The following is a 20,550-nucleotide window of genomic DNA, read 5'->3' on the forward strand; positions in this document are numbered from 1 at the left end:
GTCGGAAAATAGTTATAACACTTGGTAGCGTAGGGATTCGGTACGCAATCTTAGCTAAAATGTCCGCCTTACCGTTCACCAAATTTGGACCGGAACGCGGTGGGGAGGACGGTCAAAGCCTGAGAAGCGGTCTTTGACCTCGCTTTAAGCCAGAAGATCACTGTCTCAGAGACGCCATTTTCCAAGAAAATCACTTGGAAAATCCCACGGCTGGGGCCAAATTTGGTTCACTCACGGCTACTTAGGTTGGTGACACTTAGGCTAGCCAACCATGGTAGTCTCGGTGGTACGTTAAGCTGGCAGTGATTGGAACCAACGTAGCCGTGGCCACAAGGGGTCACATATGCCGGAGTCTAGGTGATAGTTCCAGCGATCTAAGTGATGACCATCATTGTCATCTATGGCGGACCACCTGTTCTGCAGATTCAACTGGTAGTTGCTAATTAAAAAAACAATCGTAATGCTGTGGTATCGTAACCATCACTTCCTTCCAATCTTGGCTAACCTGCTGGTTTATCGTTGGCTAGAGTTGCCTCATGCACGGCAACTTAACCAAAGTTAGTCTACTAGAATCAACAGGACTTTTCCGGTTGCAGTGGCAGCTGACAGGGTTACTAACGAAATTTATGACGAGATTGGTGCACGAAAGCTCTGTCTTTAAGGGATTCTTACGAGTTGGGGGTAGAGAATTCTGCATTTTTAATCGGATTGCTCAGTGCCCAGCGGCCGTTATGGTATACTAAAATTTAGCGAATAGACACGGGAGGAATAAACGATGACGATCTTTACGGGGAAAACGGAAGCAGCGGCGATCGAAGCGGGACTAGCCGCGTTGAACAGCCGTCGTGACCAAGTGATTACGAAGGTGGTCACAGCGCCACGTAAGGGTTTGTTTGGCATCGGTCGGCGGGATGCCATGGTCGACGTGGTCTTAAAACCGGTTGCGGCAGCTAGTGAGGCGGCCAAACAACCAGTGGCTGCGAAAGCAAGTCGGACCACTGCCGAGCCAGCATCAGCGGCAAAGTCTACACCAACAGCGGTGGCAACCAAGCCAACGGACCAACCTGCCGAACCAACAGTGACCCCTGAGGAACGTCGTGAACAGCGCGAGGCGGCCGTTGACGCCGTTCAGGATTACCTGGCAAATATCGTGGAACAACTGGGCATTGATGCGACGTTAGACGTTGAGAACACGGCTCACCGGCAAGTTCGCCTGGAATTTACCACGGATAAGGAAGGCTTGCTGATCGGGAAACATGGCCGGACCATCAATGCTTTGCAGAGTCTGGGACAGTTGTTCTTGAACCACCATGGCGCTGCGCATGTCGACCTAGAACTGGACGTGGCGGGTTACCGCGAGCGGCGGGCAGCCACGTTGGTCCGTTTGGCGGAAAGTACCGCGCGAGAAGTTGTGGCGACCGGCAAGCCAATCTATTTGGATCCGATGCCATCATTTGAGCGCAAGCAGATTCACGCGGTCTTGGCAAAGAACCGTCACGTCACGACGTATTCGGCTGGTAAAGAGCCGCACCGCGCCGTTGTGATCGAACCAGCATAGTTTCCGTTTGACAAAACGACCGATTGCCCTTATAGTGAAGACAATCATTCTTATCAAGTTTATGATAAAGTAGTGAAAGTACTTTATCCGCGCACAGTTAGGTGGCGTGGAGTAGGTGCTTTTTTTTATGGCGTTAAATGATACACCAGGCCTGTTGATTGTAGTTATTCAACGATGGACCCGTAAACTTGCGGTAAGAACCAACATTGAAAAGAACAAGGAGGATGGCTCATGGCAGTCACGACCACAGAATTTGATACGATTGCGGCAATTTCGACCCCACCTGGTGAGGGCGGTATCTCCATCATTCGGCTGAGTGGTGAAGAGGTCTTTGACGTTGCAAAGAAGCTGTTTAAGGGGGCCGACTTGGCCAAAGCGGCCACCCATACGATTCATTACGGGCACATCATCGACCCAGATAACGGTGAAGAGGTCGACGAAGTCATGGCGACCGTCATGCGGGCACCCAAGACGTACACCAAGGAAGATATTATCGAAATCAACTGTCACGGTGGTATCGTGGCCACGAACCGGATCTTACAGCTATGTTTGAGTTACGGCGCGCGGTTGGCTGAACCCGGTGAATACACCAAGCGAGCCTTTCTCAATGGGCGGATCGATTTGACCCAAGCAGAATCCGTGATGGATCTGATTCGGGCAAAAACGGATAAGTCTATGAAGGTCGCTTTAGACCAATTAGACGGAAATTTGTCTCATTTGATTAGAAATCTGCGACAAGATATCCTCGATGCACTGGCTCAAGTAGAAGTCAATATCGACTACCCCGAGTACGATGACGTGGAAACAATGACGACCAAGATGTTGCTGGAGAAGGCCCAAGAGGTCCAAAAGCAGATCAAGGCGCTCCTCGCAACCGCGAAGCAGGGGAAGGTCTTGCGTGAAGGGCTGGCGACGGCGATTGTTGGCCGCCCCAACGTGGGGAAGAGTAGCCTATTGAACCACTTGCTGCACGAGGACAAGGCCATCGTGACGGACGTTGCTGGGACCACGCGTGACGTGATCGAGGAATACGTGAACGTCAAAGGGGTACCGTTAAAACTGATCGATACGGCAGGAATTCGTGATACGACGGATAAGGTCGAAAAGATTGGGGTCGAACGCTCGCGTAAGGCCATCAACACCGCCGATTTGGTGATGCTGGTCTTGAATGCTAGTGAGGCCTTGACCGCTGAAGATGAGGCGTTACTGAAGGCCACGGCCGACACGCAACGCATCCTCATTTTGAACAAGACGGACCTGCCGCTAAAGCTGGACCTGGCCGCCGTTAAGGCCGCTGCTGGGGATAGCCCGATCATTGAAACATCGATCCTGCAGAGTACGGGGATGGATCAGCTGGAAAGCACCATCGCCCACCTGTTCTTCGATGAAGGTATCGAGTCCAATCAAAACAACGTGATGGTCACCAACGCCCGGCACATTGGTCTGCTCCATCAAGCCAGTGATGCGTTGACGGACGTTCAGAGTGGGATTGCCGCGGGGATGCCGGTCGACTTAGTTCAGATCGATATGACGCGTGCCTGGGACCTGCTCGGTGAAATCACTGGGGACAGCTACCAAGACGAGCTGCTCGACCAGTTGTTTAGCCAGTTCTGTTTAGGAAAATAAACCTTACGCAAACCAATAAAAGAGACCGTTTAGCCGCCGTCAGTGGCAGTTAAGCATGGAGGGAAAGAACCAATGACTGAAGTAATTGAATATCCCGGTCAGGACTACGACGTTATCGTCGTGGGCGCCGGCCATGCTGGTAGCGAAGCCGCACTAGCTGCCGCCCGGATGGGAAACAAAACGTTATTAATGACGATCAACTTGGACATGGTGGCCTTTATGCCATGTAACCCATCTGTCGGGGGCCCGGCAAAGGGCATCGTCGTGCGGGAAATCGACGCGTTGGGTGGCGAAATGGGCCGCAACATTGACAAGACGTACGTGCAGATGCGGATGTTGAACACGGGTAAGGGCCCAGCTGTCCGTGCCTTACGTGCCCAAGCCGACAAGCACGCCTACCATGCCGAGATGAAGCATACCATCGAACGCGAACCTAACCTGACCTTGCGTCAGGGAATCGTGGACGATTTGATCGTGGAAGACGGCGCCTGCAAAGGGGTCATCACCAACACTGGTGCACGTTACAGCGCCAAGGCTGTGGTCATTGCGGCTGGGACCGCTGCTCGGGGCAAGATCATCATCGGGGAACTGATGTATTCATCCGGTCCGAACAACTCCCAACCCGCCAACAAATTGACGGCCAACCTACCTAAGTACGGATTTGATCTCGAACGGTTCAAGACGGGGACGCCACCACGGGTCGATGGCAATACGATTCACTATGACGAGACTGAAGAGCAGCCTGGGGACAAGGAGCCGAACCACTTTAGCTTCACGACACCAGACAGTGCCTACATCGACATCAAGAATCAGCTGTCTTGCTGGTTGACGTACACCAACCAAAAGACGCATGAGATCATCAAGGCCAACCTCGACCGCGCCCCGATGTTTACCGGCGTGATCGAAGGGGTCGGCCCCCGTTATTGCCCATCCATTGAAGACAAGATCGTGCGGTTCGCTGACAAGCCCCGGCACCAACTCTTCTTGGAGCCAGAAGGCCGCAACACTGATGAATGGTACGTTCAAGGTCTGTCAACGTCGATGCCAGAAGAAGTTCAGCAGAAGATTTTACACTCCATCAAGGGGCTAGAAGATGCGCAGATGATGCGGCCCGGTTACGCCATCGAATACGATGTCGTTTCCCCTTACCAATTGCGGCCAACGTTGGAAACGAAGCCGTTGAAGAACCTGTTTACGGCAGGCCAAACGAACGGGACTTCCGGTTATGAAGAAGCTGCCGGTCAAGGCCTGTTAGCTGGAATCAACGCCGGATTACGGGCGTTAGGCAAGCCAGGTTTCACGTTGAAACGGTCCGATGCCTACATTGGTGTTATGGTCGATGACTTGGTGACTAAGGGAACCAAGGAACCTTACCGCCTGTTGACGAGTCGAGCAGAGTACCGGTTGATCTTACGGCATGATAACGCCGACTTACGTTTAACAGCTAAGGGGCACGAATTAGGCCTGATCAGCGACGAACGTTACGCCGATTTCTTGGCTAAGAAGGCGGCATTGAAGGCCGAGATCGACCGGTTGAACAGCATTCGGATCAAGCCTAACGCCGCCATCAACGCCTTTGTTGAAAGCCACGGCGACAAGCCACTCCAAGATGGTGTGTTGGCCGCAGCCTTCTTACGGCGGCCATACGTCGATTACCAAACGTTGTTGCAGTTCATCGCCGCGCCAGCACAGCCATTGGACCGGCACATCGTTGAGGAAATCGAAATTTCACTGAAGTACGCGGGTTATATCAAGAAGGCCGAGGACAACGTGGCCAAGTTGAAGCGGATGGAGGCCAAGGCCATCCCCGCTAAGATCGACTACGATGCCATCGACGGTCTTGCAACCGAAGCTCATCAAAAACTAAAGAAGATCCAACCCGAAACGTTGGCCCAAGCTAGCCGAATCAGTGGGGTCAATCCCGCTGACATCGCTATTTTGAGCGTCTACATCGAACAGGGGAAAATTGCCAAAGTGAACTAGACTGGGCAAGCTTAAAGGCGCTATGATGAAAATCATGGCGCCTTTTTTTATTTATCATTATTTTGTTATTAATAATAGGAAGACCTTTAATTATTAATTAATCAATAATTAGTATACACAAGCTTTACACATTCTTTGCATGAATGACACGGAGCGTTGGTAAAGTTGGAAGCTGTAGTGAGATAATTATCAGCTCTAACCACTTGGGTGCTGAAGGATTTAGGCGTGATGAAAGCCAAGCGGGGATGCGTAATCGGCGTTGGATCAATTTTTTACATAAATAAGGTTACCGAACGGATGGGGCTGAATATCTGGCCAGTTGAGTGGGGACAACGGTAAACTCAGGCTGTATGCTGCTGGCTTGAGAGGGGGAGATTTATGCTGACGGGTGAACAGATCTTTTGGTTGGTGCTGACGGTTCTTTTCTACGGCTGGTATTGGCGACGCAGGTGGCAATACCAGTTACAGACCAACGCAATGCGCAACCGCTGGCGGTATTTAACGCACAGCTTTTGGGTTCTGAGTCTGCTTTATTTGGGGCTGGGATTGTGGCAAGCCGCTTGGTTAGACAAACGTGTCTTAATCTTACTGGCGCTGGTAGATTTGATCGTCGTGGTCGCGCGAACTTTGTGGCAGCGACGACATCCGTTCCCGGCGACCAACCGGCGATTGCTGAAGTTTCAAAGCAGACTACTGATAATGAGTCAGCTTTCGTTAGTAAATGTCTTGCTTGCAACTAGTAACAGACTAATGATTCAAAATTAGGGGGATTAACATGACAAATACGCAGTCACATGGCTGGTGGTTCAACCAGTTATTCACGAATTGGAAAAAGTTTGAGGTCATCTATGTTTCGCTCTTATTAATTTTACAGGTAGCCGTTTATGCGGTCGTACCGGATAGTTTAATTGGGATGATCTCAGGGGTCATGGGAGTTTTGTGTCTGATCTATGGGATGAAGGGGCGTAAAATCTCCTTCATCTTTGGGTTGGTTCAGTGTTTAGCCATGACGTATATTGCGTGGATCAGTCACGCGTACGGGTCATTTGCGATGGATATTATCTATGTTATTTCCCAACCCATTGGCTGGGTCATGTGGGGCCGCGATGAAGCGACCCACTCATTTGCCAAGCAGACGCGTAATCTGATTTTTGTCGGGGCATTCGTGGCCTGGATCATTGGCTGGGTCGTGTTAGCGATGCTCCATGGTCAACTCCCTTACTTTGATTCTATTAACTTCGTGGTCAGCTTGATCGCCCAATTGCTGTATATCCTGAAGTTCAAGGAAAATTGGTCGCTGTGGATCGTGGTCAACATCGCCAACGTCATTTATTGGGGGACGTTGACCGTGCAAACACTGATGGGCGTCACGAAGATTGGGTCATTGGGAGCCAACTTGTCCCAAGTCGCTTTACAAGCGGCACTACTATTTAATGCCGTCTACGCGACGAAGGTTTGGGCCAGTGGTGAAGCCGACAATGAAGGCGGCGCCGGGACGAACCAACAGACAAAATAAAACGTATCAAAAAGACTCGCCCGTTAACGTCATTTTCAACGCTAACGGGCGAGTTTTACGACCTGAGGAGGAATTTTAAATGAAGCACTATTCACCAGAAATGGCGCAGGCCGACCTTCCGGAAATCTTGATGGCCGTCCATCAGTTAAAAGAAACCATCGTCATTACACCAACGGACGCCAGTGATGCGCAGGCGGCGGTCGTGATGCCGAAGAGCGAGTGGGAAGCCTTACGTGAGTTGGCGTTTTTACAGCAAGCGCCGTTACCGCTTCCGGCAAGTCGCTCCGTGACTGAGGTGGAATGGGGCTAACTAGCTACTCAAGAATCAAGCGGGCCACGGTCGTTAAATCGGCCGCCTCAAACGAAGGCTGTAGCGTGCCAGGATTAGCGGTGTGCCGCGGATTAAACCAGATGCTGGGAAGTGCAACGTTATTAGCACCCAGAATGTCTGATTGTAAACGATCACCTACCATGATCGTATTATCAGCGGTCAGGTCGGGATGCTGGTCGAAAATCGGTGCGAAGAAGCGTGGATCGGGCTTGTTGAAGCCAATATCTTGGGAGATGTAGACGTCGTCAAAGTAAGCGCCAATTCCGGAGCCAGCTAGACGACTGAGCTGAGTGTGCTTGGTACCATTCGTGCCGACTAAGAGATGTACGCCAGCAGTTTTAAGCTGAGCCAACAGGGCACGAGCTCCAGGGAGTGTGTAAAAGTTATGATTGAGATGGTCGTTGTATTCGGCCTCTAACGCCACGCCATCGACCGCAATCCCCAACGCCGCAAAGGTCAAGGTGAACCGTTCGTTGAGTAATGCTTGCCGCGGGGCACCCTGCTCGATGCGTTGCCAAATATCGTGATTGAGCCGAGCGTAGGTGTCAAATCCCCGCTGGATATCGGGGGCACCGTACTTCTTGAGTAGGGTGGTGATACCCGCCACTTCACCACGGGTAAAGTCGAGTAAGGTATCGTCTAAATCAAAAATTGCGTATTTTTTCACGGGAGCCCATCCTTTACTGGTAAGTTGTTCCTAGTTTAGCGCAAGTCAATTGAAATTTCAGCAAGGAAAGAGAGTGAGACAGCGGGCCCACGTTTCGGCACGATAATGGCCAAAAAAAGCAGCTCCTTCAGAACTTTTGCGAGTTGGAGCCCCGTTTTTGGGAGGCTGTCCCACTCGCTTTAAGCGGCGTAGCTAGGGCCATTCAGTGCATAAAAAAAGAGCCTGAGACCTGCTTGTCCCAGACCCGTGACGGGTTGAATGTTGGCCTAAAGCCGGGTGGTGATGGGGCTTTAGGATTGGGTAATGGTTTAAGGGTGACTCCCAAGAATAAAAGCCCGGGCGATGGAAAGAATTAAATAGGTCACTTGGATCGCTAGGTCGATTTTATTGAGGGGATGCGTGTCAGCAGTGCTTTCAAAAACATTGAAATGCAACATTGCTGTGATTAACGAACTAAAGCAGAGAAAGGCAACAATGACGGGTTGTTGAATAAACAACATGGCAAAGAGTAACACCAACGTCAATAGACTTACGCCGATCTTGGCGGGGGTTACTGGGTAACGGATTTGACTCATCCTAAACACCTCGTTTCGTTCGAAATATGAGAATATGAGATTTTAATTACAACTATCATACCAGATATTTCAAGTGAATGGGGAATTAATTACCCGGAAAGTGAGTTATGCTCCTTTAACGGCAGCAACGATCTTGCCCAAGATAACGCCAATCAGGGCGGGAATGACCCAACTAAAGCCAAGACTAGCCAATGGCAATTGGTCGTTTAGGGTTAAAATACCCTGAATCCAACCGGCATGCTGCAGGGATTGTGGCAGTGCGGCAATGCCGGAGAAGATGGCTGGAATGAAGGTAAAGAGCATGCTGAGGCCCCATAACCAACGGCTAGTCCCCAGTAGTGGTGACAAGACGGCGAGGGTAATCAAAACGATTGCCAAGGGGTACAAAAACATTAGGATTGGCGTGGAATAGGTAATCATTTTCGTCAGACCGACGTTAGCAATCAGGCAAGGAACAACGCTGGCAAAGATGATCAGCACTGAGTAGGACATCTTGGGAAACATCGCGTGCAGCGTGTCACCGAATGCAGAAATTAACCCAATCGATGTTTTTAAGCAGGCAATGATCACAATCAGTGCGAGCAAGGCGTTTCCTAATGGACCAAAATAGTAGCTCGCAATTTGAGCAAGTGTAATGCCCCCGTTTGCGGCGAGGCCAACTTTTCCCAGACTCATCGTGCCCATTAAGGCTAGCAAGGTGTAGATCAGGCCCATCAAGAGGACACTGATCGTACCAGCTTTGATAATATCCTTGGCGATTTGACCGGGGTCGGTGACGCCTAGATCCCGAATGCTGTCGATCACCACGATCCCAAAGGCTAAGGAGGCCAGGGCATCTAGCGTGTTGTAGCCTTCGGTAAAGCCCCGGAGAAGCGGGCTACTGGCATAGGCGCCGTGCGCCGTTGTCGCAAAGCCCCCCATGGGGTTGATGAAGGCGGCGAGCATCAGTAGGCCTAAGAGAAGCAGAAACAGTGGCGTCAACCATTTGCCAATGTAGGTCATCAACTTGCCGGGATTCCGCGCTAACCACCACGAGACGGCAAAGAAAAGCACGGAGAAGAGGGCGAGAACCAGCGCCTGGTGCGCCTGTGGGACAAAGGGGGCCAGCCCAATCTGAAACGAGGTCGTTGCCAGTCGTGGCACGGCGAAAAAGGGGCCCACGGTCAGGTACAGCAGAATCGTAAACATGTAGGCGAAGGGGCGGTTGACCTTGTTGGCGAGGGCGAAGACGCCCTCACTGCGAGTTAGGCCGATACCGGCGACCCCCAACAGAGGTAAGCCAATCCCGGTGATGAGCAGCCCAACGATGGCCGCACCGACGTGGTGGCCGGCCTGTTGCCCTAAGAAGACGGGAAAAATCAGGTTACCGGCGCCGAAGAAGAGGCCAAAGAGCATCATGCCGATGAACAGCATTTCTCGCCAGTTTAATCGAGTTTTCAATATAATCGCAACTTTCTACAGAGAAGGTATGGCATTTAGCCACGGGTAATCATAACAAAAAACGCCGCCCGAGGGAACGGGCGACGCTAGAAATTTTTGACTTCGGATGGTGACCGGCGTTATTTGTCGGCGACCGTGAAACGGATTTGGTGATGTTGCGGTTTTTCAATCTCATCGAGGATGGCAACGGCCATGGTGCCGGCAGAAGTACCAGATTCCTGTTGCGCGTTGACCAGTAAGTCATCGACGCCTAAAAGGGCAGGAACGGCTTCGCCTGGATGGAAGTTCGCGGCGGGAGACACGCCGACCCAGTTGACGTTGTCGACATCGCGTAAGAAGTTGAGTTCCTTCAGTTGGTTCTGGGGCACGCTGACGAAGCTGGCTGCATGGGGATCCTTTTCAATGTCATGGACGAATAGATGTTTATCCGTGCCAGTTTGCAGACTCCCGGCGCCTAGAATGAAGACGAGCCGGGGATGATCGGTTCCCCGTAAGAGACTGACCAATTTGGTAGCGAGGTCGACGTGCAAGTAAGCTTGATCCGGAGCGGTTGCGAAAGCGTCGACGACAACATCGGTATCGGCGAGATCGGCAGCGGTCAGGGCGAAGGCATCTTGAACCTGCGTGGTTAAATTAAAGTCTTCAGGCAGCGCCGTCAACTTTTCGGCTGAACGTGCTAGAGCGGTGACCTGATGCCCGCGGTGTAACGCCTCTTCTACAATGGCTGAACCGGCCATACCGGTGGCCCCAATGACAGTAATTTTCATAAATTGCTCGTCCTCCTTTTGTTTGGGATCATTATAGTTGTTTTAGTGGTGGGCGCCAACTAATTTGGCGGGACTTGTGGTACAGTTAGAGCAATATTGTGAGGGGGTTGCTAAAGATGAAAGATGTCGTACAAGGAAATTGGGTGCACTTAACGGAAATGCGAGACGGAGATGCCGAATGGCTCCAAGATACGCAGTGGGAACCAGGGTTGCTGCGAAACTTGGCGGCAGATGCCTTCCATCCTTGGACGGCTGCGGAGTATAGTGAATTGGCGGCCGAACCGGACAGCAATGAGCACTTCTTCTTCATGGTGCGGGCCAATGCGGACGATGGCCTATTGGGCTGGGTCATGCTCGATGACGTTTACTTCAAGAACCGGCGGGCCACACTAGGGATTGCTTTACCGGTGGCGAGCGATCGTGGGCAAGGCTATGGTGAGGATACGTTGAATACGATTTTATCGTTTACCTTCAATGAATTGGGCTTACATAAGGTAACTCTGGAGGTTAATGCCAACAATGACGCCGCGATTCACGCTTACGAAGCGGTCGGTTTCGTGCGGGAAGGTGTGAACCGCGAGGCCGTGTTTCAGGATGGCCAGTGGCTCGATCTGTACGCCTATGGTATCTTAGCCAACGAGTGGCTAACTGTTTCACGTGAAACAAGTCATGATTAAAAAAGGACTGCGCCGTCACTAATTTTCAGTGACAGGGCAGTCGCTTTGTTTCATGTGAAACTTTTTAAATGGGCCATGGGGAATCAACGGAGACGTGACCGTTGAGCTCAGTCTGTTCGACACGCCGCTGTTTCCGTTGGGCACTCCGTTTCTCGTAACCGGAAACGATGTAGCGTTGTTCATCCGTCATTGGTTTGACGGGTGGCAATGGCGTCGTGGCCCGGCGGTCTTCGATGACGTAGGTGATAAAGCAGGTGTAGCCCACGAAGCGTTCACCGGTGGTCAGATTCTCACCAATGATTTTGACGAAGACTTCCAGTGACCGAGTGCCAGTGCCGGAAACGTAGGCTTCAAGGAACATGGAGTCGTCGAGATGAAAGGGTTCCAGAAAGCTAACGTGGTCAAACGATGCCGTGACGACCGTCTTATGGGTTAGCCGAACGGCAGCAACGGAAGCGCTATCATCTACCAGCGACAAAATTTTCCCACCAAAGACGGATTCGTGTTCGTTCAGGTCGGGTTGAAAAACGCGGTGGCTAGTCACAATTAACGTGGCATTACAGGATACGGGTGTTTGATTTACCAAAAGACTCACCTCATGAGTTTAGATTCGTTTCTTCCATTCTAACAGACCCGACCGGAGTTACCACCCATTTTGCTGGAGAATGGTCCGTCAGATTACGAGACTATTAATTTTTAGCAATGTCGTTGCACCTGAATAGAGAAATAGTCCCACTCTTTGTTATACTGTGGCTAATCAATCAAGGAGGGGTGTTAGCATGAACTTTCATGGCGAACCGTTAGACTTAATGCCGACGCTGGATGCAGCGCAAACTTATCCGCTACTCGAGTGTACGCTGAGTTTGACGCACCCCATCGACGTGACCCAATTGCAGGCGGCTGTCCGCACCACGCAGACCGTTGTTCCCCAGATTTTTAGCCGGTATAACTTCCGGTGGAATCGTTTCGAGGAAGCCCCCGCAACTGGCGCCCACGTTATCGAAGAGTATAGTGTGAGTCACGACCCCGGCCGGGCACAACTGGACGTGCTGGTGGGGCCGCAGCTAAAAATTCAAGTCATTCACATGGACGATTACGACCAGTTACGCCTATCAATGAGTCGTTTGTTAACGGACGGTGAGGGCTTTAAACACTACCTCTATCTCTTGGCTGCAGCCTATGCCGGTCAGGACTTAACTAATTTTACAAATGAACGCAGCGTCCGAAAAATCTTGGCACATCTACGAGCACAAAAGAGTGGGCCACTCAAGGAACCCCTGCACTCCAATGAAGCCATGCCCCAATTCAATGGGGATATTCACCATCATCGCGGCGAGGCGACCATCCCGCAAGTCGAGAGTCGCCGATTGCGGCAGAAGGCCAGGGCACAGGGCGTGACCATGAACGCCGTCCTACTGGCAGCCTACGCGTGTGCCCTCTTTACGTTGACCGGTGAACGCCAACTGGTGATTCCCTATCAGGTCGATCTCCGGTTGCATGGGCCAGTCGCTGCGACCAATATCGTGCAGGTCGCTAATTTGACTAGCGAAATGCCGATTCCAATCACCGTCCTTGAGGGTGAGGACTTTCAAGCGGTGGTTAAACGCACACAGACTACGATTAGCCAGTTGCGAGCGTCGTTGGCTTACCTGCCACCCTTGGTCGAACTCAACCGGATGAGTCGGGCACTCCCACCGGAGCTGGTCCGGCGACTAGTGCGTAAACGTCACACGAACGCGGCCATCTCCTTTGCTAACTTTGGTCACATCGATCATACGCGACTGGACTTTAAGGGCATCGCAGTCACCCAAATCTATTTTGCGGGGGCGTATCGACCCATGCCAAACTTTCAACTGACCGTTAGCATTTACCACGACACGTGGACGCTGGCCTTTCGCATGATGGGGTCCGAACCGGACTATCAGTTGGGTATTAAGATTTTAAGAAACGTCGCGACGCAGCTCACCCAGTGGGCGCGCCAGGAATAAGATGAAAAAAATCGTGTCTGGGCCGATAATCGGGTTTGAGTCAGGCTAACCGATTTTTGGTGGTCATTTGAAACGCAAAAAAATTGAGACACTACGCAAAAACGACTTTTTCAGAATTTCTGAAAAAGCCGCTTTTATTTTTGCCATTATGGTGCCGAAACGTGGAATCTCAGGCAGTTTGTTGTGCTCACGTTAATGCTCGCAAACTAACCGTCTGAGGGCCCACTCGCTTACAATTTACGATTTAATGTGGTGCCCCTGGTATTTGACCAAGCCAAATGCACCGAGGTTGCAGACCAATAACATCACGCTCATCGCGGCATAGGAACTGCCAGTGACCCCCACGAGTGGGGAAACGATCCCACCACAGGCATCCTGTGATAAGCCAATAACCGCCGAGGCACTGCCGGCGTTGTGGGTCGCCTGATCCATAATGATCGTCACGGTCAGCGTCAATAGCGCGCCAATGAGGATCACGAGGATTAAGACCAAGCCGGCAACCAACCAGACGTTGGCAGGAAAGAGCAGGGACACTAGCAGAATCGCGCTAGTCGTCGCGGCAATGAGTAAGAGGCCAGTGACCTGTTGGCGATTTGAGTAATGTCCCGCTAGTCGACCCGGCAGGTTGCTCCCGACCACGATCCCCAGACCATTGAAGGCGTACAGCAGGCTAAAGGTTTGCGGTGCCATGCCGAAGCCTGTTTGAAAGACGAAGGTCGACGCTGAGATGTAGCTGAACAGTGCCCCGTAGACTAGCCCGGTTGCGAGAATCAGCGGCCAGAAGCTGGGTTGGACCGTCAGCTTGCCCATCGCGACCAGTGAGGCACTGAAGCCGCCCGTTTGCCGTTGATCGACCGGCAGCGACTCGTGTAAGCCCACGGCGACGGCGATGGCGATGACGACACCAATGACGGCTAACAGGATGAAGATGGCTTGCCAGTCAACGTAACGGATCATGAAGCCCCCAATAATCGGTGCGATGATCGGGAAGACGCCATTGACCGTGTTGAGTAACGCGTAGAAGTGGGTCAGTCGCTCGCCGGAAAAGAGATCGCGGGCGACGGCGCGGGCTAAGACTTGGCCGGTAGCACCAGCCAGTCCCTGGATAAAACGCAGGATGATGAGTAGGGCAACGGAATGAATGAAGGCCATGGCTAATGAGACGAGGCCAAAAAGAATAAACCCAATAATTAAAGGTTTACGTCGCCCGTATTGGTCCGATAGCGGACCGGCAATCAGTTGCCCCAACGCTAGCCCAATCAGGCAGGCCGTGATACTGAGCTGCATGAGCGAAGCAGTGGTGGCAAATTGCGTTTTCATTTGCGGGAGTGCGGGGAGGTACAGGTCGATAGCGAGCGGCCCCGTCGCACTCACCGTCCCCAAGAGTAGCGTCAGCCAGGCCAGCCGACGCTTGGTGAGAGTAGGATTCATAAGTTAGCCCCTTTCTGAAGTCAGATGTCGTGTGTGTTGCGGATAACCACCCACGTCAATTTAAAAGTAGTCGTGTAGAGGTATTTCTCCATTATTGCCGCAAAATGGCGAATTTGCAAGTTGAGTTTCGAGTAGTTTTGGGCAGTTGCGGTAGTGAGTTTGTCAAAAAAGTTTCAGTAACATTAAATTCTAGGAAATCGTGGGACTTTGGGCTAGTAAATGGTAAGATTGTAAACGACCCCAAGTGGAAAGAGTTTTCCGCCTTCCGTTCGGGGTGTATGATAAGTGTAAATTATTTTAACTCTGAAAAATAAGGAGTCTCGCTCATTATGAAAGTATTAAAGGAAGTCATGAGTTGGGTCATCCCCATCGTCATTGGGTTGGCCATCGCAGCTGGTATCAAGGCGTTCGTCTTCACGCGGGTACGGGTCGACGGACCTTCGATGGAACCGAACTTACAGAATGACGAAAAGGTTGTGGCGTTCAAACAGTCCAAGGTCAAGCATCTCAGCGTTATCGTGTTCGATGCGCATGGTGAGGATCCCGCTGCAAAGACGAACACTAACTATGTTAAGCGGGTCATCGGGTTGCCGGGTGATACGGTTGCTAGTAAGAACGGTTATATCTATGTAAACAATAAGAAGATCAAACAGAGCTTCATTAGTGAAAGCGAACGGACGTCCGGGACCGGTAATTGGACACTGGCTAGCTTGGAAAAGAGCAATGGCTGGGGCAATGGCAAGGTGACCGTCGTTCCTAAGGGCAAGTACTTCGTGTTGGGTGACCACCGGAGCGTGTCTAATGACAGCCGTTACTGGGGATTTGTCGACAAGGATAAGGTTGTCGGCGTGGTGAAGGTGCCATTCTGGACGTCATCAAAGACCCGACGGGCAAACATCAATGGTATGGCTTATTAAGCGTAAATGACGTGTAAAGTGAAGGCAGTACAGCGGACGCTGGCTGTCTTTTTTGTCGCCAGGCTGTGGTCGGCGGTTACCTTGACTTTTCGAAGAAAATAGTATATGCTTGCGCACGTAAATTTAGGAAGGAGGCGGCTTATGGTCACTAGTAGTAATGATCCGGATATTCTAAAATGGCTCTCCATTGCGAACCGTTATACACGAATTGCTCTCGACCGGCGCCTCCAACCGTACCGGCTCAACGCTAGCATGTACTATTACATCTTGCGGATTCACGAACGGCCGCGATTGACCCAGGATAAGTTAATTAACTTAACCTATCTCAATCCGAGTAATGTGACGCGGGCAATCAATCAGCTGGTTAATTTGGGTTACGTCCGCAAGCGGCAGTCCAAGGCCGATAAACGGGTCTACGAGCTGTCCTTGACCAAACGGGGCGAGGAACTCTACCCGGAAATCGTAAAATTGCGGCAGGAAGTGGCCGATAATCTGTTGGCAGATGTGCCGGCAGAACAGCACGATGAGTTGGTGGCACTGGTCCGACAGTTAGCGTTACGGGCCGTGGAAAACGAATCACCAAAATTAAATTGATCAGGAAAACGTGACGGGTTAACTGCATAGTTGACCCGTTTTATGTTAGACTCTTTAGTGAGTAATCACTCACCGAAGATGCGAGAATAGGTAACGTTGGCGAACAGCATAATTAGGGTGAAACAAATCACGGCAGCATCAAGCAGTCGTGACCCAACCAATCGCTAAGGATACGTTAATGGAGGACTTAAACGTGGCAAAAGAACTAACGATTCAAGATGCATTTCAGAACGTCATGGCGACCCGCGGGGATGTCCCGCCGAAGCAACAACAGGTGCTCGCAGCCAGTTTGGCACTATTTGCTGAACAGGGTTTTGCGAATACAACGACGAAAGAAATTGCGGCGCGAGCGGGTGTTGCGGAGGGCACTGTGTATCGCCGTTATCGGACGAAGGATGAACTGTTAGCAGCGGTACTGGCCCCCTTTGTGTCGGAGGTCTTTCCCGACCTGATTGAAGACTTTGCGACCAATATTGTGAAGCGAGATTACATTACGCGGCATGATTTGATCGCGGCGGTGATTCAAGATCGGTTACATTTTATTCAGGAGAATCGGGACGTCTTACAGGTCCTGTTGACGGAAGTTCTAGTTAGAAGCGACGTGCGCGAACAGTTGGTGCCACAGGTGGCGCCGTTGGTAGCTAAGAATTTATATCCCGTCTTAGATCGGCTAAAGGCGCATGGCGAGCTGATCGATTGGCCGAATGACCGTATCGCTCAGTTTATGATTGGGACCATGATGAGCCAACTGGTTCGCGGTATTTTAGCGAACGAAGAGGTGGAGTCGGCAGGGCCAATGATGATTGCGTTTATCGAGAAAGGATTGGCACCAGCGTAAGGTGAGCGGTACGAGATAAGGGGGGCCTGTCCAAGGTGGATGGGGCCTTTTTTGTGGTGGGGCAGCCGGTTCAGGCGCCGGTTCCAAAATAAATTGCTATTCACGGCCAAAAGCGCTAAAATGAATTCAACTTTAATTATGAGATTTCCATGAGTCTTCTCATGGAAATCCAGGAGAGAGGAGTCATTTTATGCCTGAAACCAAGACTGAACACGAATTAACCGCTGCTGAGACGGCGGAGCTCCGTGCTGATTTACAAAAACAACCCGCCCACGACGTTGTCGCCCGGGCCGTGATTAAAAATGGGGTCCTCAACGCCGCTGAAGACCCCCAGGCGGCGGTTCGTTTGAATCGGACCTTCTCCGTTGAACTCGATACGGGAAAGGTGTCTAACCAGAAACACTCTGGTCGTTGCTGGCTCTTCTCTACATTAAACGTTGTGCGGCACCAATTCGCAGCGAAATATCACGTGAAGGACTTTGAATTGTCGCAGAGCTACCTGTTCTTCTGGGATAAGGTCGAACGGGCGAACATTTTCTATGACCGTATTTTGGCAACGGCAACGAAGCCATTAGATGATCGGGAAGTTGCTGCTTATTTGGATTCTCCTAATGGCGACGGCGGTCAATGGGCCATGGGCGCGGCGTTGATTCAAAAGTACGGGGTCGTTCCAGTGAGTGCGATGCCAGAATCCTTTAATACCAACGACACGACCGGTTTCGGTGCGGCATTGAACCTGAAGTTACGAAAGGACGCCTTAACGTTGCGGCAATTGGTTGCGGACGGTGCCAGCGATGCGGACATTGCGGCTGAACGTGCAGCGGATATGAAGGAAGTTTACCGCATGGCGGCTTACTCGTTTGGCGAGCCACCAACCACGTTTGACTTGGAATACAAGGATGACGACAAGGGGTATCACTTGGATGCCGGACTGACACCCAAGGGCTTCTTCGACAAGTACTTTGACGTCGATCTCGATGATTACGTGGTGTTGAGTAATTCACCCGAAAAGCCATTTGATAAGTTATACAGTTTGCCTAGTCAGGACAATATTGTTGGGGGTAAACACATTACTTTCCTAAATGAACCAATGAACGTTTTGAAAGCGGCGGCGATTGCCCAATTACAGGCCGGTGATGCGGTTTGGTTTGGGAACGATGTCTTACAACAGATGAGTCGTGAACGCGGCTTCCTCGATAGTAACTTGTTCAAGACAGCCGATTTATTTGGCGTCGACCTGAGCCTGACGAAGGCCCAACGCCTGGCAACGGGTGAAGCCGAAGTCTCACACGCCATGACCTTGACCGGCGTGGACTTGGTTAAGGGCGACCCAACTCGCTGGAAGGTTGAAAACAGTTGGGGCGAAAAGAACGGCGAGAAGGGTTACTTTGTGATGACCGATGACTGGATGAATGATTTCGTCTACGAAGTCGTGGTCCGTAAAGAATTCCTGACGGCGGCCCAACAAGCACTGTTGGAGACGACACCACAAGCGCTACCAGCTTGGGATTCATTAGCTTAATTGGCTGGAAGTAGAGCGTAAGAAGGCAGTTCACTGCTTTTTGCGGTTGATGCACAAAATAGATGTAACGCAAAAAAACGACTTTTTCAGAACCTCAGAAGTTCTGAAAAGGTCGTTTTGTTTGGTCATTGTGGTGCCGAAACGTGGAACGTCAGACGTTTTTTTGCGTTTGATCCCGGTTCTTGCGGGGAGGCGCATGACCTAATTGCCTGACGTCTATGCGTTTATTGGTGAAAAATAACGCCCAGTACAAATAGCCCGACCGCGCTGACAATGGCGGCTGCTAAGGTCCCTAGCAGGAAGCTCCAGACAAAGAATAACCTGCGGTGGGCCAGACTGACAGTCCAGTAGTCGGCTAGGAAAAAGAAATCTAAGCCGATGAGGCCAAAACCGATAGTCGTTTGCTTGGCCGCCATCAGAATAATACTGGCAACGAGAACCCCTAGTAGCAGCCAAGGCATGATCTGGTGGGCTTTTTCGTTGGCCTGCGCACCGAGTTCAGTGGTGTAACGTTTTCCCCATTGTTTCACGTGAAACACCAGCCTTTCAATTTCAGTCTAGCTGAGTTCAGAGATGACGTCAAAAGAGGCTAGTCAGATGGGCGGGTGACGCGTAAAATGAGGAAGATAAGAGCGACTAATCCTAATGAGGTGATTTGATGCGTAATTTTTTGTTCGATTTTGATAGTACCCTGGCTGATACGCGTAACGTGGCGGTCGCGTCGACCCAGGCAGCTTACAAGCTACAGGGATTGACCGTGCCATCACGGGAGGCTGTAGTGAGTTACATGGGCGTGCCCATCGAAGTTTCCTTCGCTAAGATGGCAGATCGGCCAATGCGTGCGGCCGAGTTGCAGGATCTGTACACGGTCTTTCGCGAACAGTACCATTTGGCCGAAAAGAACGGAATTACGCTCTTCGCCGGTATGGACAAGGCGTTAACGGGATTAAAGGCGCAGGGTGACCACATCTTCGTGGTGTCCAGTAAGCACTCGGTACCCTTGCAACGGAACCTGGAGCAGATTGGTCTGGGGGACACGTTTGAGGCCATTAGTGGTTCTGATTCGGTGGCCCACTACAAGCCGGCACCGGATGGTATTTTGAATCTGCTAGACCGTTTTGATTTGGTGGCCGCTGAGAGCGTCATGATCGGTGATGCCATTTACGATATGCAAATGGGCAAGAATGCTGGGGTGGCGACAGCTGCAGCCATGTGGGGTGCGGCTGATCCGGCGGCAGTCAAGGCGGAGCAACCGACTTATATTTTACAGTCGCCCTTGGATCTTTTGCAGATTTAAGTTGAAATCAAAAAAGCGGTCGGCGTGCGATCGTTTTTTTTGATTTTATAGGGAAATAAGCAAAAAAACAGATACGATTATACTTATAAATAAGATTAGAAAATACACAACAAACGTTTTCTGAATGGGAGATTTGGCTTGAAATTGTGGCATATATACTGTAAATGATTAGAAATAAATAATCCAACCCCCTAATGGACCTTGAAAGTTGGCTTTTAGACCAACTAATTAGTTTTACCTAATTGAGTTTATTATTATCACGTAAATATTCTTCACAATTTCTTCACATTTACCAGTTAGGATAGCCATATACCAAAAACCTATTAACCAACCTTTCTTCATTTTATGAATCAAGTAAAATGAAAGCCACTTGCCCTAACCAAGTAGGTGGTCCGACCGTCCTCTAACCAGGGACGGTTTTTTAGAATCTAAAAAGGACTGCGACAAGAGCGCAGTCCTTTAACTTTACGGTTAGTGATGAATGCCGTGATGGTGTGGGCCCGCTAATAATGTGGGCTTGCCATTGCGACGACCAGGAAGGGGATGTTCCAACACGAGTTGTTTCGTCCGTTCCCGTTCAATTTGGAGTTGTTTCTTTAACTGACGATTCTTCCAAAAGCCATGAATCATAACCGTTGCGGGGATTATTTCAAGTGAAACGAGGGCCGGTAGCAACCAGGGGTTGTCCCCGACTAGGTTGGTAAATTTGTCACGTTGTTCCTTGAAGACTGCGGGTTCGTTATCTAGCATGAACTTATGTTGACACATCATCAATCACGCTCCTTTGGCCCTATCATAACTCAAAGTGGTAGCGCTGTCAGCT

General features: G+C 50.9%; 21 protein-coding genes. 13 read left to right on the plus strand and 8 right to left on the minus strand.

Annotation, left to right across the window (positions count from 1 at the left end; translation table 11 throughout):
* Positions 1 to 775 precede the first annotated feature (775 nt).
* The 6 genes from jag (at position 776) to FAY32_RS12730 (ending at position 6,993) form a co-directional block, all read left to right on the plus strand.
* The gene (jag, locus tag FAY32_RS12705) at positions 776 to 1,558 is read left to right on the plus strand and encodes an RNA-binding cell elongation regulator Jag/EloR (RefSeq protein ID WP_143463795.1); all 783 of its coding nucleotides are present in this window, start codon (positions 776 to 778) and stop codon (positions 1,556 to 1,558) included.
* A 231-nt stretch (positions 1,559 to 1,789) separates the two neighbouring features.
* Entirely contained in the window at positions 1,790 to 3,184 is a 1,395-nt protein-coding gene (gene mnmE, locus FAY32_RS12710; RefSeq protein ID WP_143463796.1) for a tRNA uridine-5-carboxymethylaminomethyl(34) synthesis GTPase MnmE, read from the plus strand.
* Positions 3,185 to 3,256: 72 nt separating this feature from the next.
* Positions 3,257 to 5,167 carry a tRNA uridine-5-carboxymethylaminomethyl(34) synthesis enzyme MnmG gene (mnmG, locus tag FAY32_RS12715; protein ID WP_143463797.1) on the plus strand — a complete coding sequence of 637 codons (1,911 nt, stop codon included), beginning with the start codon at positions 3,257 to 3,259 and terminating at the stop codon, positions 5,165 to 5,167.
* Between the two features lie 378 nt (positions 5,168 to 5,545).
* On the plus strand, positions 5,546 to 5,932 hold the full coding sequence (locus tag FAY32_RS12720) for a hypothetical protein (protein WP_143463798.1): 387 nt from the start codon (positions 5,546 to 5,548) through the stop codon (positions 5,930 to 5,932).
* Between the two features lie 10 nt (positions 5,933 to 5,942).
* On the plus strand, positions 5,943 to 6,683 hold the full coding sequence (pnuC, locus tag FAY32_RS12725) for a nicotinamide riboside transporter PnuC (RefSeq protein WP_143463799.1): 741 nt from the start codon (positions 5,943 to 5,945) through the stop codon (positions 6,681 to 6,683).
* 79 nt (positions 6,684 to 6,762) lie between these two features.
* Positions 6,763 to 6,993, plus strand: a complete 231-nt coding sequence (locus FAY32_RS12730) for a type II toxin-antitoxin system Phd/YefM family antitoxin (RefSeq protein WP_143463800.1) — start codon at positions 6,763 to 6,765, stop codon at positions 6,991 to 6,993.
* 4 nt (positions 6,994 to 6,997) lie between these two features.
* Here the strand turns inward: FAY32_RS12730 and FAY32_RS12735 are convergent, their stop codons facing one another.
* The 4 genes from FAY32_RS12735 to FAY32_RS12750 all read right to left on the minus strand — a co-directional run bounded on the left by FAY32_RS12735 (position 6,998) and on the right by FAY32_RS12750 (position 10,463).
* The gene (locus FAY32_RS12735) at positions 6,998 to 7,681 is read right to left on the minus strand and encodes a YjjG family noncanonical pyrimidine nucleotidase (protein WP_143463801.1); all 684 of its coding nucleotides are present in this window, start codon (positions 7,679 to 7,681) and stop codon (positions 6,998 to 7,000) included.
* Between the two features lie 308 nt (positions 7,682 to 7,989).
* A complete protein-coding gene (locus FAY32_RS12740; protein ID WP_143463802.1) occupies positions 7,990 to 8,256 on the minus strand; it encodes a hypothetical protein in 267 nt (88 codons plus the stop codon).
* A gap of 105 nt (positions 8,257 to 8,361) precedes the next feature.
* Entirely contained in the window at positions 8,362 to 9,669 is a 1,308-nt protein-coding gene (gene brnQ / locus FAY32_RS12745) for a branched-chain amino acid transport system II carrier protein (protein ID WP_404820148.1), read from the minus strand.
* 146 nt (positions 9,670 to 9,815) lie between these two features.
* Positions 9,816 to 10,463, minus strand: coding sequence for an NAD(P)-dependent oxidoreductase (locus FAY32_RS12750; RefSeq protein ID WP_143463804.1), 648 nt, complete (start codon positions 10,461 to 10,463; stop codon positions 9,816 to 9,818).
* A 116-nt stretch (positions 10,464 to 10,579) separates the two neighbouring features.
* On the opposite strand from FAY32_RS12750, the gene FAY32_RS12755 reads away from it, so the two are divergent.
* Positions 10,580 to 11,140, plus strand: a complete 561-nt coding sequence (locus tag FAY32_RS12755; protein WP_143463805.1) for a GNAT family N-acetyltransferase — start codon at positions 10,580 to 10,582, stop codon at positions 11,138 to 11,140.
* Positions 11,141 to 11,204: 64 nt separating this feature from the next.
* Here the strand turns inward: FAY32_RS12755 and FAY32_RS12760 are convergent, their stop codons facing one another.
* Positions 11,205 to 11,726, minus strand: coding sequence for an acyl-CoA thioesterase (locus FAY32_RS12760; protein WP_143463806.1), 522 nt, complete (start codon positions 11,724 to 11,726; stop codon positions 11,205 to 11,207).
* A gap of 193 nt (positions 11,727 to 11,919) precedes the next feature.
* Here FAY32_RS12760 and FAY32_RS12765 point away from each other — a divergent pair, with 193 nt between their 5' ends.
* Positions 11,920 to 13,128: a condensation domain-containing protein gene (locus FAY32_RS12765; protein ID WP_143463807.1), complete on the plus strand. Its 1,209-nt coding sequence runs from the start codon at positions 11,920 to 11,922 to the stop codon at positions 13,126 to 13,128.
* Positions 13,129 to 13,365: 237 nt separating this feature from the next.
* On the opposite strand, the gene FAY32_RS12770 is transcribed toward FAY32_RS12765, so the two are convergent.
* Complete coding sequence (locus tag FAY32_RS12770; protein ID WP_143463808.1) at positions 13,366 to 14,559, minus strand: multidrug effflux MFS transporter; 1,194 nt, start codon at positions 14,557 to 14,559, stop codon at positions 13,366 to 13,368.
* Positions 14,560 to 14,888: 329 nt separating this feature from the next.
* On the opposite strand from FAY32_RS12770, the gene lepB reads away from it, so the two are divergent.
* From lepB to FAY32_RS12790, 4 genes are all read left to right on the plus strand, one after another.
* A complete protein-coding gene (gene lepB / locus FAY32_RS12775; RefSeq protein WP_143463809.1) occupies positions 14,889 to 15,476 on the plus strand; it encodes a signal peptidase I in 588 nt (195 codons plus the stop codon).
* Between the two features lie 141 nt (positions 15,477 to 15,617).
* Complete coding sequence (locus FAY32_RS12780; protein WP_143463810.1) at positions 15,618 to 16,070, plus strand: MarR family winged helix-turn-helix transcriptional regulator; 453 nt, start codon at positions 15,618 to 15,620, stop codon at positions 16,068 to 16,070.
* 193 nt (positions 16,071 to 16,263) lie between these two features.
* Entirely contained in the window at positions 16,264 to 16,908 is a 645-nt protein-coding gene (locus FAY32_RS12785; protein ID WP_158727599.1) for a TetR/AcrR family transcriptional regulator, read from the plus strand.
* 190 nt (positions 16,909 to 17,098) lie between these two features.
* Positions 17,099 to 18,430: a C1 family peptidase gene (locus FAY32_RS12790; protein ID WP_143463812.1), complete on the plus strand. Its 1,332-nt coding sequence runs from the start codon at positions 17,099 to 17,101 to the stop codon at positions 18,428 to 18,430.
* A gap of 224 nt (positions 18,431 to 18,654) precedes the next feature.
* On the opposite strand, the gene FAY32_RS12795 is transcribed toward FAY32_RS12790, so the two are convergent.
* Positions 18,655 to 18,960: a hypothetical protein gene (locus FAY32_RS12795; RefSeq protein ID WP_143463813.1), complete on the minus strand. Its 306-nt coding sequence runs from the start codon at positions 18,958 to 18,960 to the stop codon at positions 18,655 to 18,657.
* A gap of 128 nt (positions 18,961 to 19,088) precedes the next feature.
* Between FAY32_RS12795 and FAY32_RS12800 the strand changes: the two genes are divergently transcribed.
* Positions 19,089 to 19,727, plus strand: coding sequence for an HAD family hydrolase (locus FAY32_RS12800; protein WP_143463814.1), 639 nt, complete (start codon positions 19,089 to 19,091; stop codon positions 19,725 to 19,727).
* Between the two features lie 471 nt (positions 19,728 to 20,198).
* Here the strand turns inward: FAY32_RS12800 and FAY32_RS12805 are convergent, their stop codons facing one another.
* Positions 20,199 to 20,498, minus strand: coding sequence for a hypothetical protein (locus FAY32_RS12805; RefSeq protein WP_143463815.1), 300 nt, complete (start codon positions 20,496 to 20,498; stop codon positions 20,199 to 20,201).
* Between the last annotated feature and the right edge of the window lie 52 nt (positions 20,499 to 20,550).

It is taken from the genome of Levilactobacillus enshiensis (assembly GCF_007115095.1).
Taxonomy (GTDB): domain Bacteria; phylum Bacillota; class Bacilli; order Lactobacillales; family Lactobacillaceae; genus Levilactobacillus; species Levilactobacillus enshiensis.

Coding starts and splice junctions, on each gene's coding strand:
- jag (WP_143463795.1), top strand. CDS start 776: ATGACGATCTTTACGGGGAAAACGGAAGCAGCGGCGATCGAAGCGGGA.
- mnmE (WP_143463796.1), top strand. CDS start 1,790: ATGGCAGTCACGACCACAGAATTTGATACGATTGCGGCAATTTCGACC.
- mnmG (WP_143463797.1), top strand. CDS start 3,257: ATGACTGAAGTAATTGAATATCCCGGTCAGGACTACGACGTTATCGTC.
- FAY32_RS12720 (WP_143463798.1), top strand. CDS start 5,546: ATGCTGACGGGTGAACAGATCTTTTGGTTGGTGCTGACGGTTCTTTTC.
- pnuC (WP_143463799.1), top strand. CDS start 5,943: ATGACAAATACGCAGTCACATGGCTGGTGGTTCAACCAGTTATTCACG.
- FAY32_RS12730 (WP_143463800.1), top strand. CDS start 6,763: ATGAAGCACTATTCACCAGAAATGGCGCAGGCCGACCTTCCGGAAATC.
- FAY32_RS12740 (WP_143463802.1), bottom strand. CDS start 8,256: ATGAGTCAAATCCGTTACCCAGTAACCCCCGCCAAGATCGGCGTAAGT.
- brnQ (WP_404820148.1), bottom strand. CDS start 9,669: ATGCTGTTCATCGGCATGATGCTCTTTGGCCTCTTCTTCGGCGCCGGT.
- FAY32_RS12750 (WP_143463804.1), bottom strand. CDS start 10,463: ATGAAAATTACTGTCATTGGGGCCACCGGTATGGCCGGTTCAGCCATT.
- FAY32_RS12755 (WP_143463805.1), top strand. CDS start 10,580: ATGAAAGATGTCGTACAAGGAAATTGGGTGCACTTAACGGAAATGCGA.
- FAY32_RS12765 (WP_143463807.1), top strand. CDS start 11,920: ATGAACTTTCATGGCGAACCGTTAGACTTAATGCCGACGCTGGATGCA.
- FAY32_RS12770 (WP_143463808.1), bottom strand. CDS start 14,559: ATGAATCCTACTCTCACCAAGCGTCGGCTGGCCTGGCTGACGCTACTC.
- lepB (WP_143463809.1), top strand. CDS start 14,889: ATGAAAGTATTAAAGGAAGTCATGAGTTGGGTCATCCCCATCGTCATT.
- FAY32_RS12780 (WP_143463810.1), top strand. CDS start 15,618: ATGGTCACTAGTAGTAATGATCCGGATATTCTAAAATGGCTCTCCATT.
- FAY32_RS12790 (WP_143463812.1), top strand. CDS start 17,099: ATGCCTGAAACCAAGACTGAACACGAATTAACCGCTGCTGAGACGGCG.
- FAY32_RS12800 (WP_143463814.1), top strand. CDS start 19,089: ATGCGTAATTTTTTGTTCGATTTTGATAGTACCCTGGCTGATACGCGT.
- FAY32_RS12805 (WP_143463815.1), bottom strand. CDS start 20,498: ATGATGTGTCAACATAAGTTCATGCTAGATAACGAACCCGCAGTCTTC.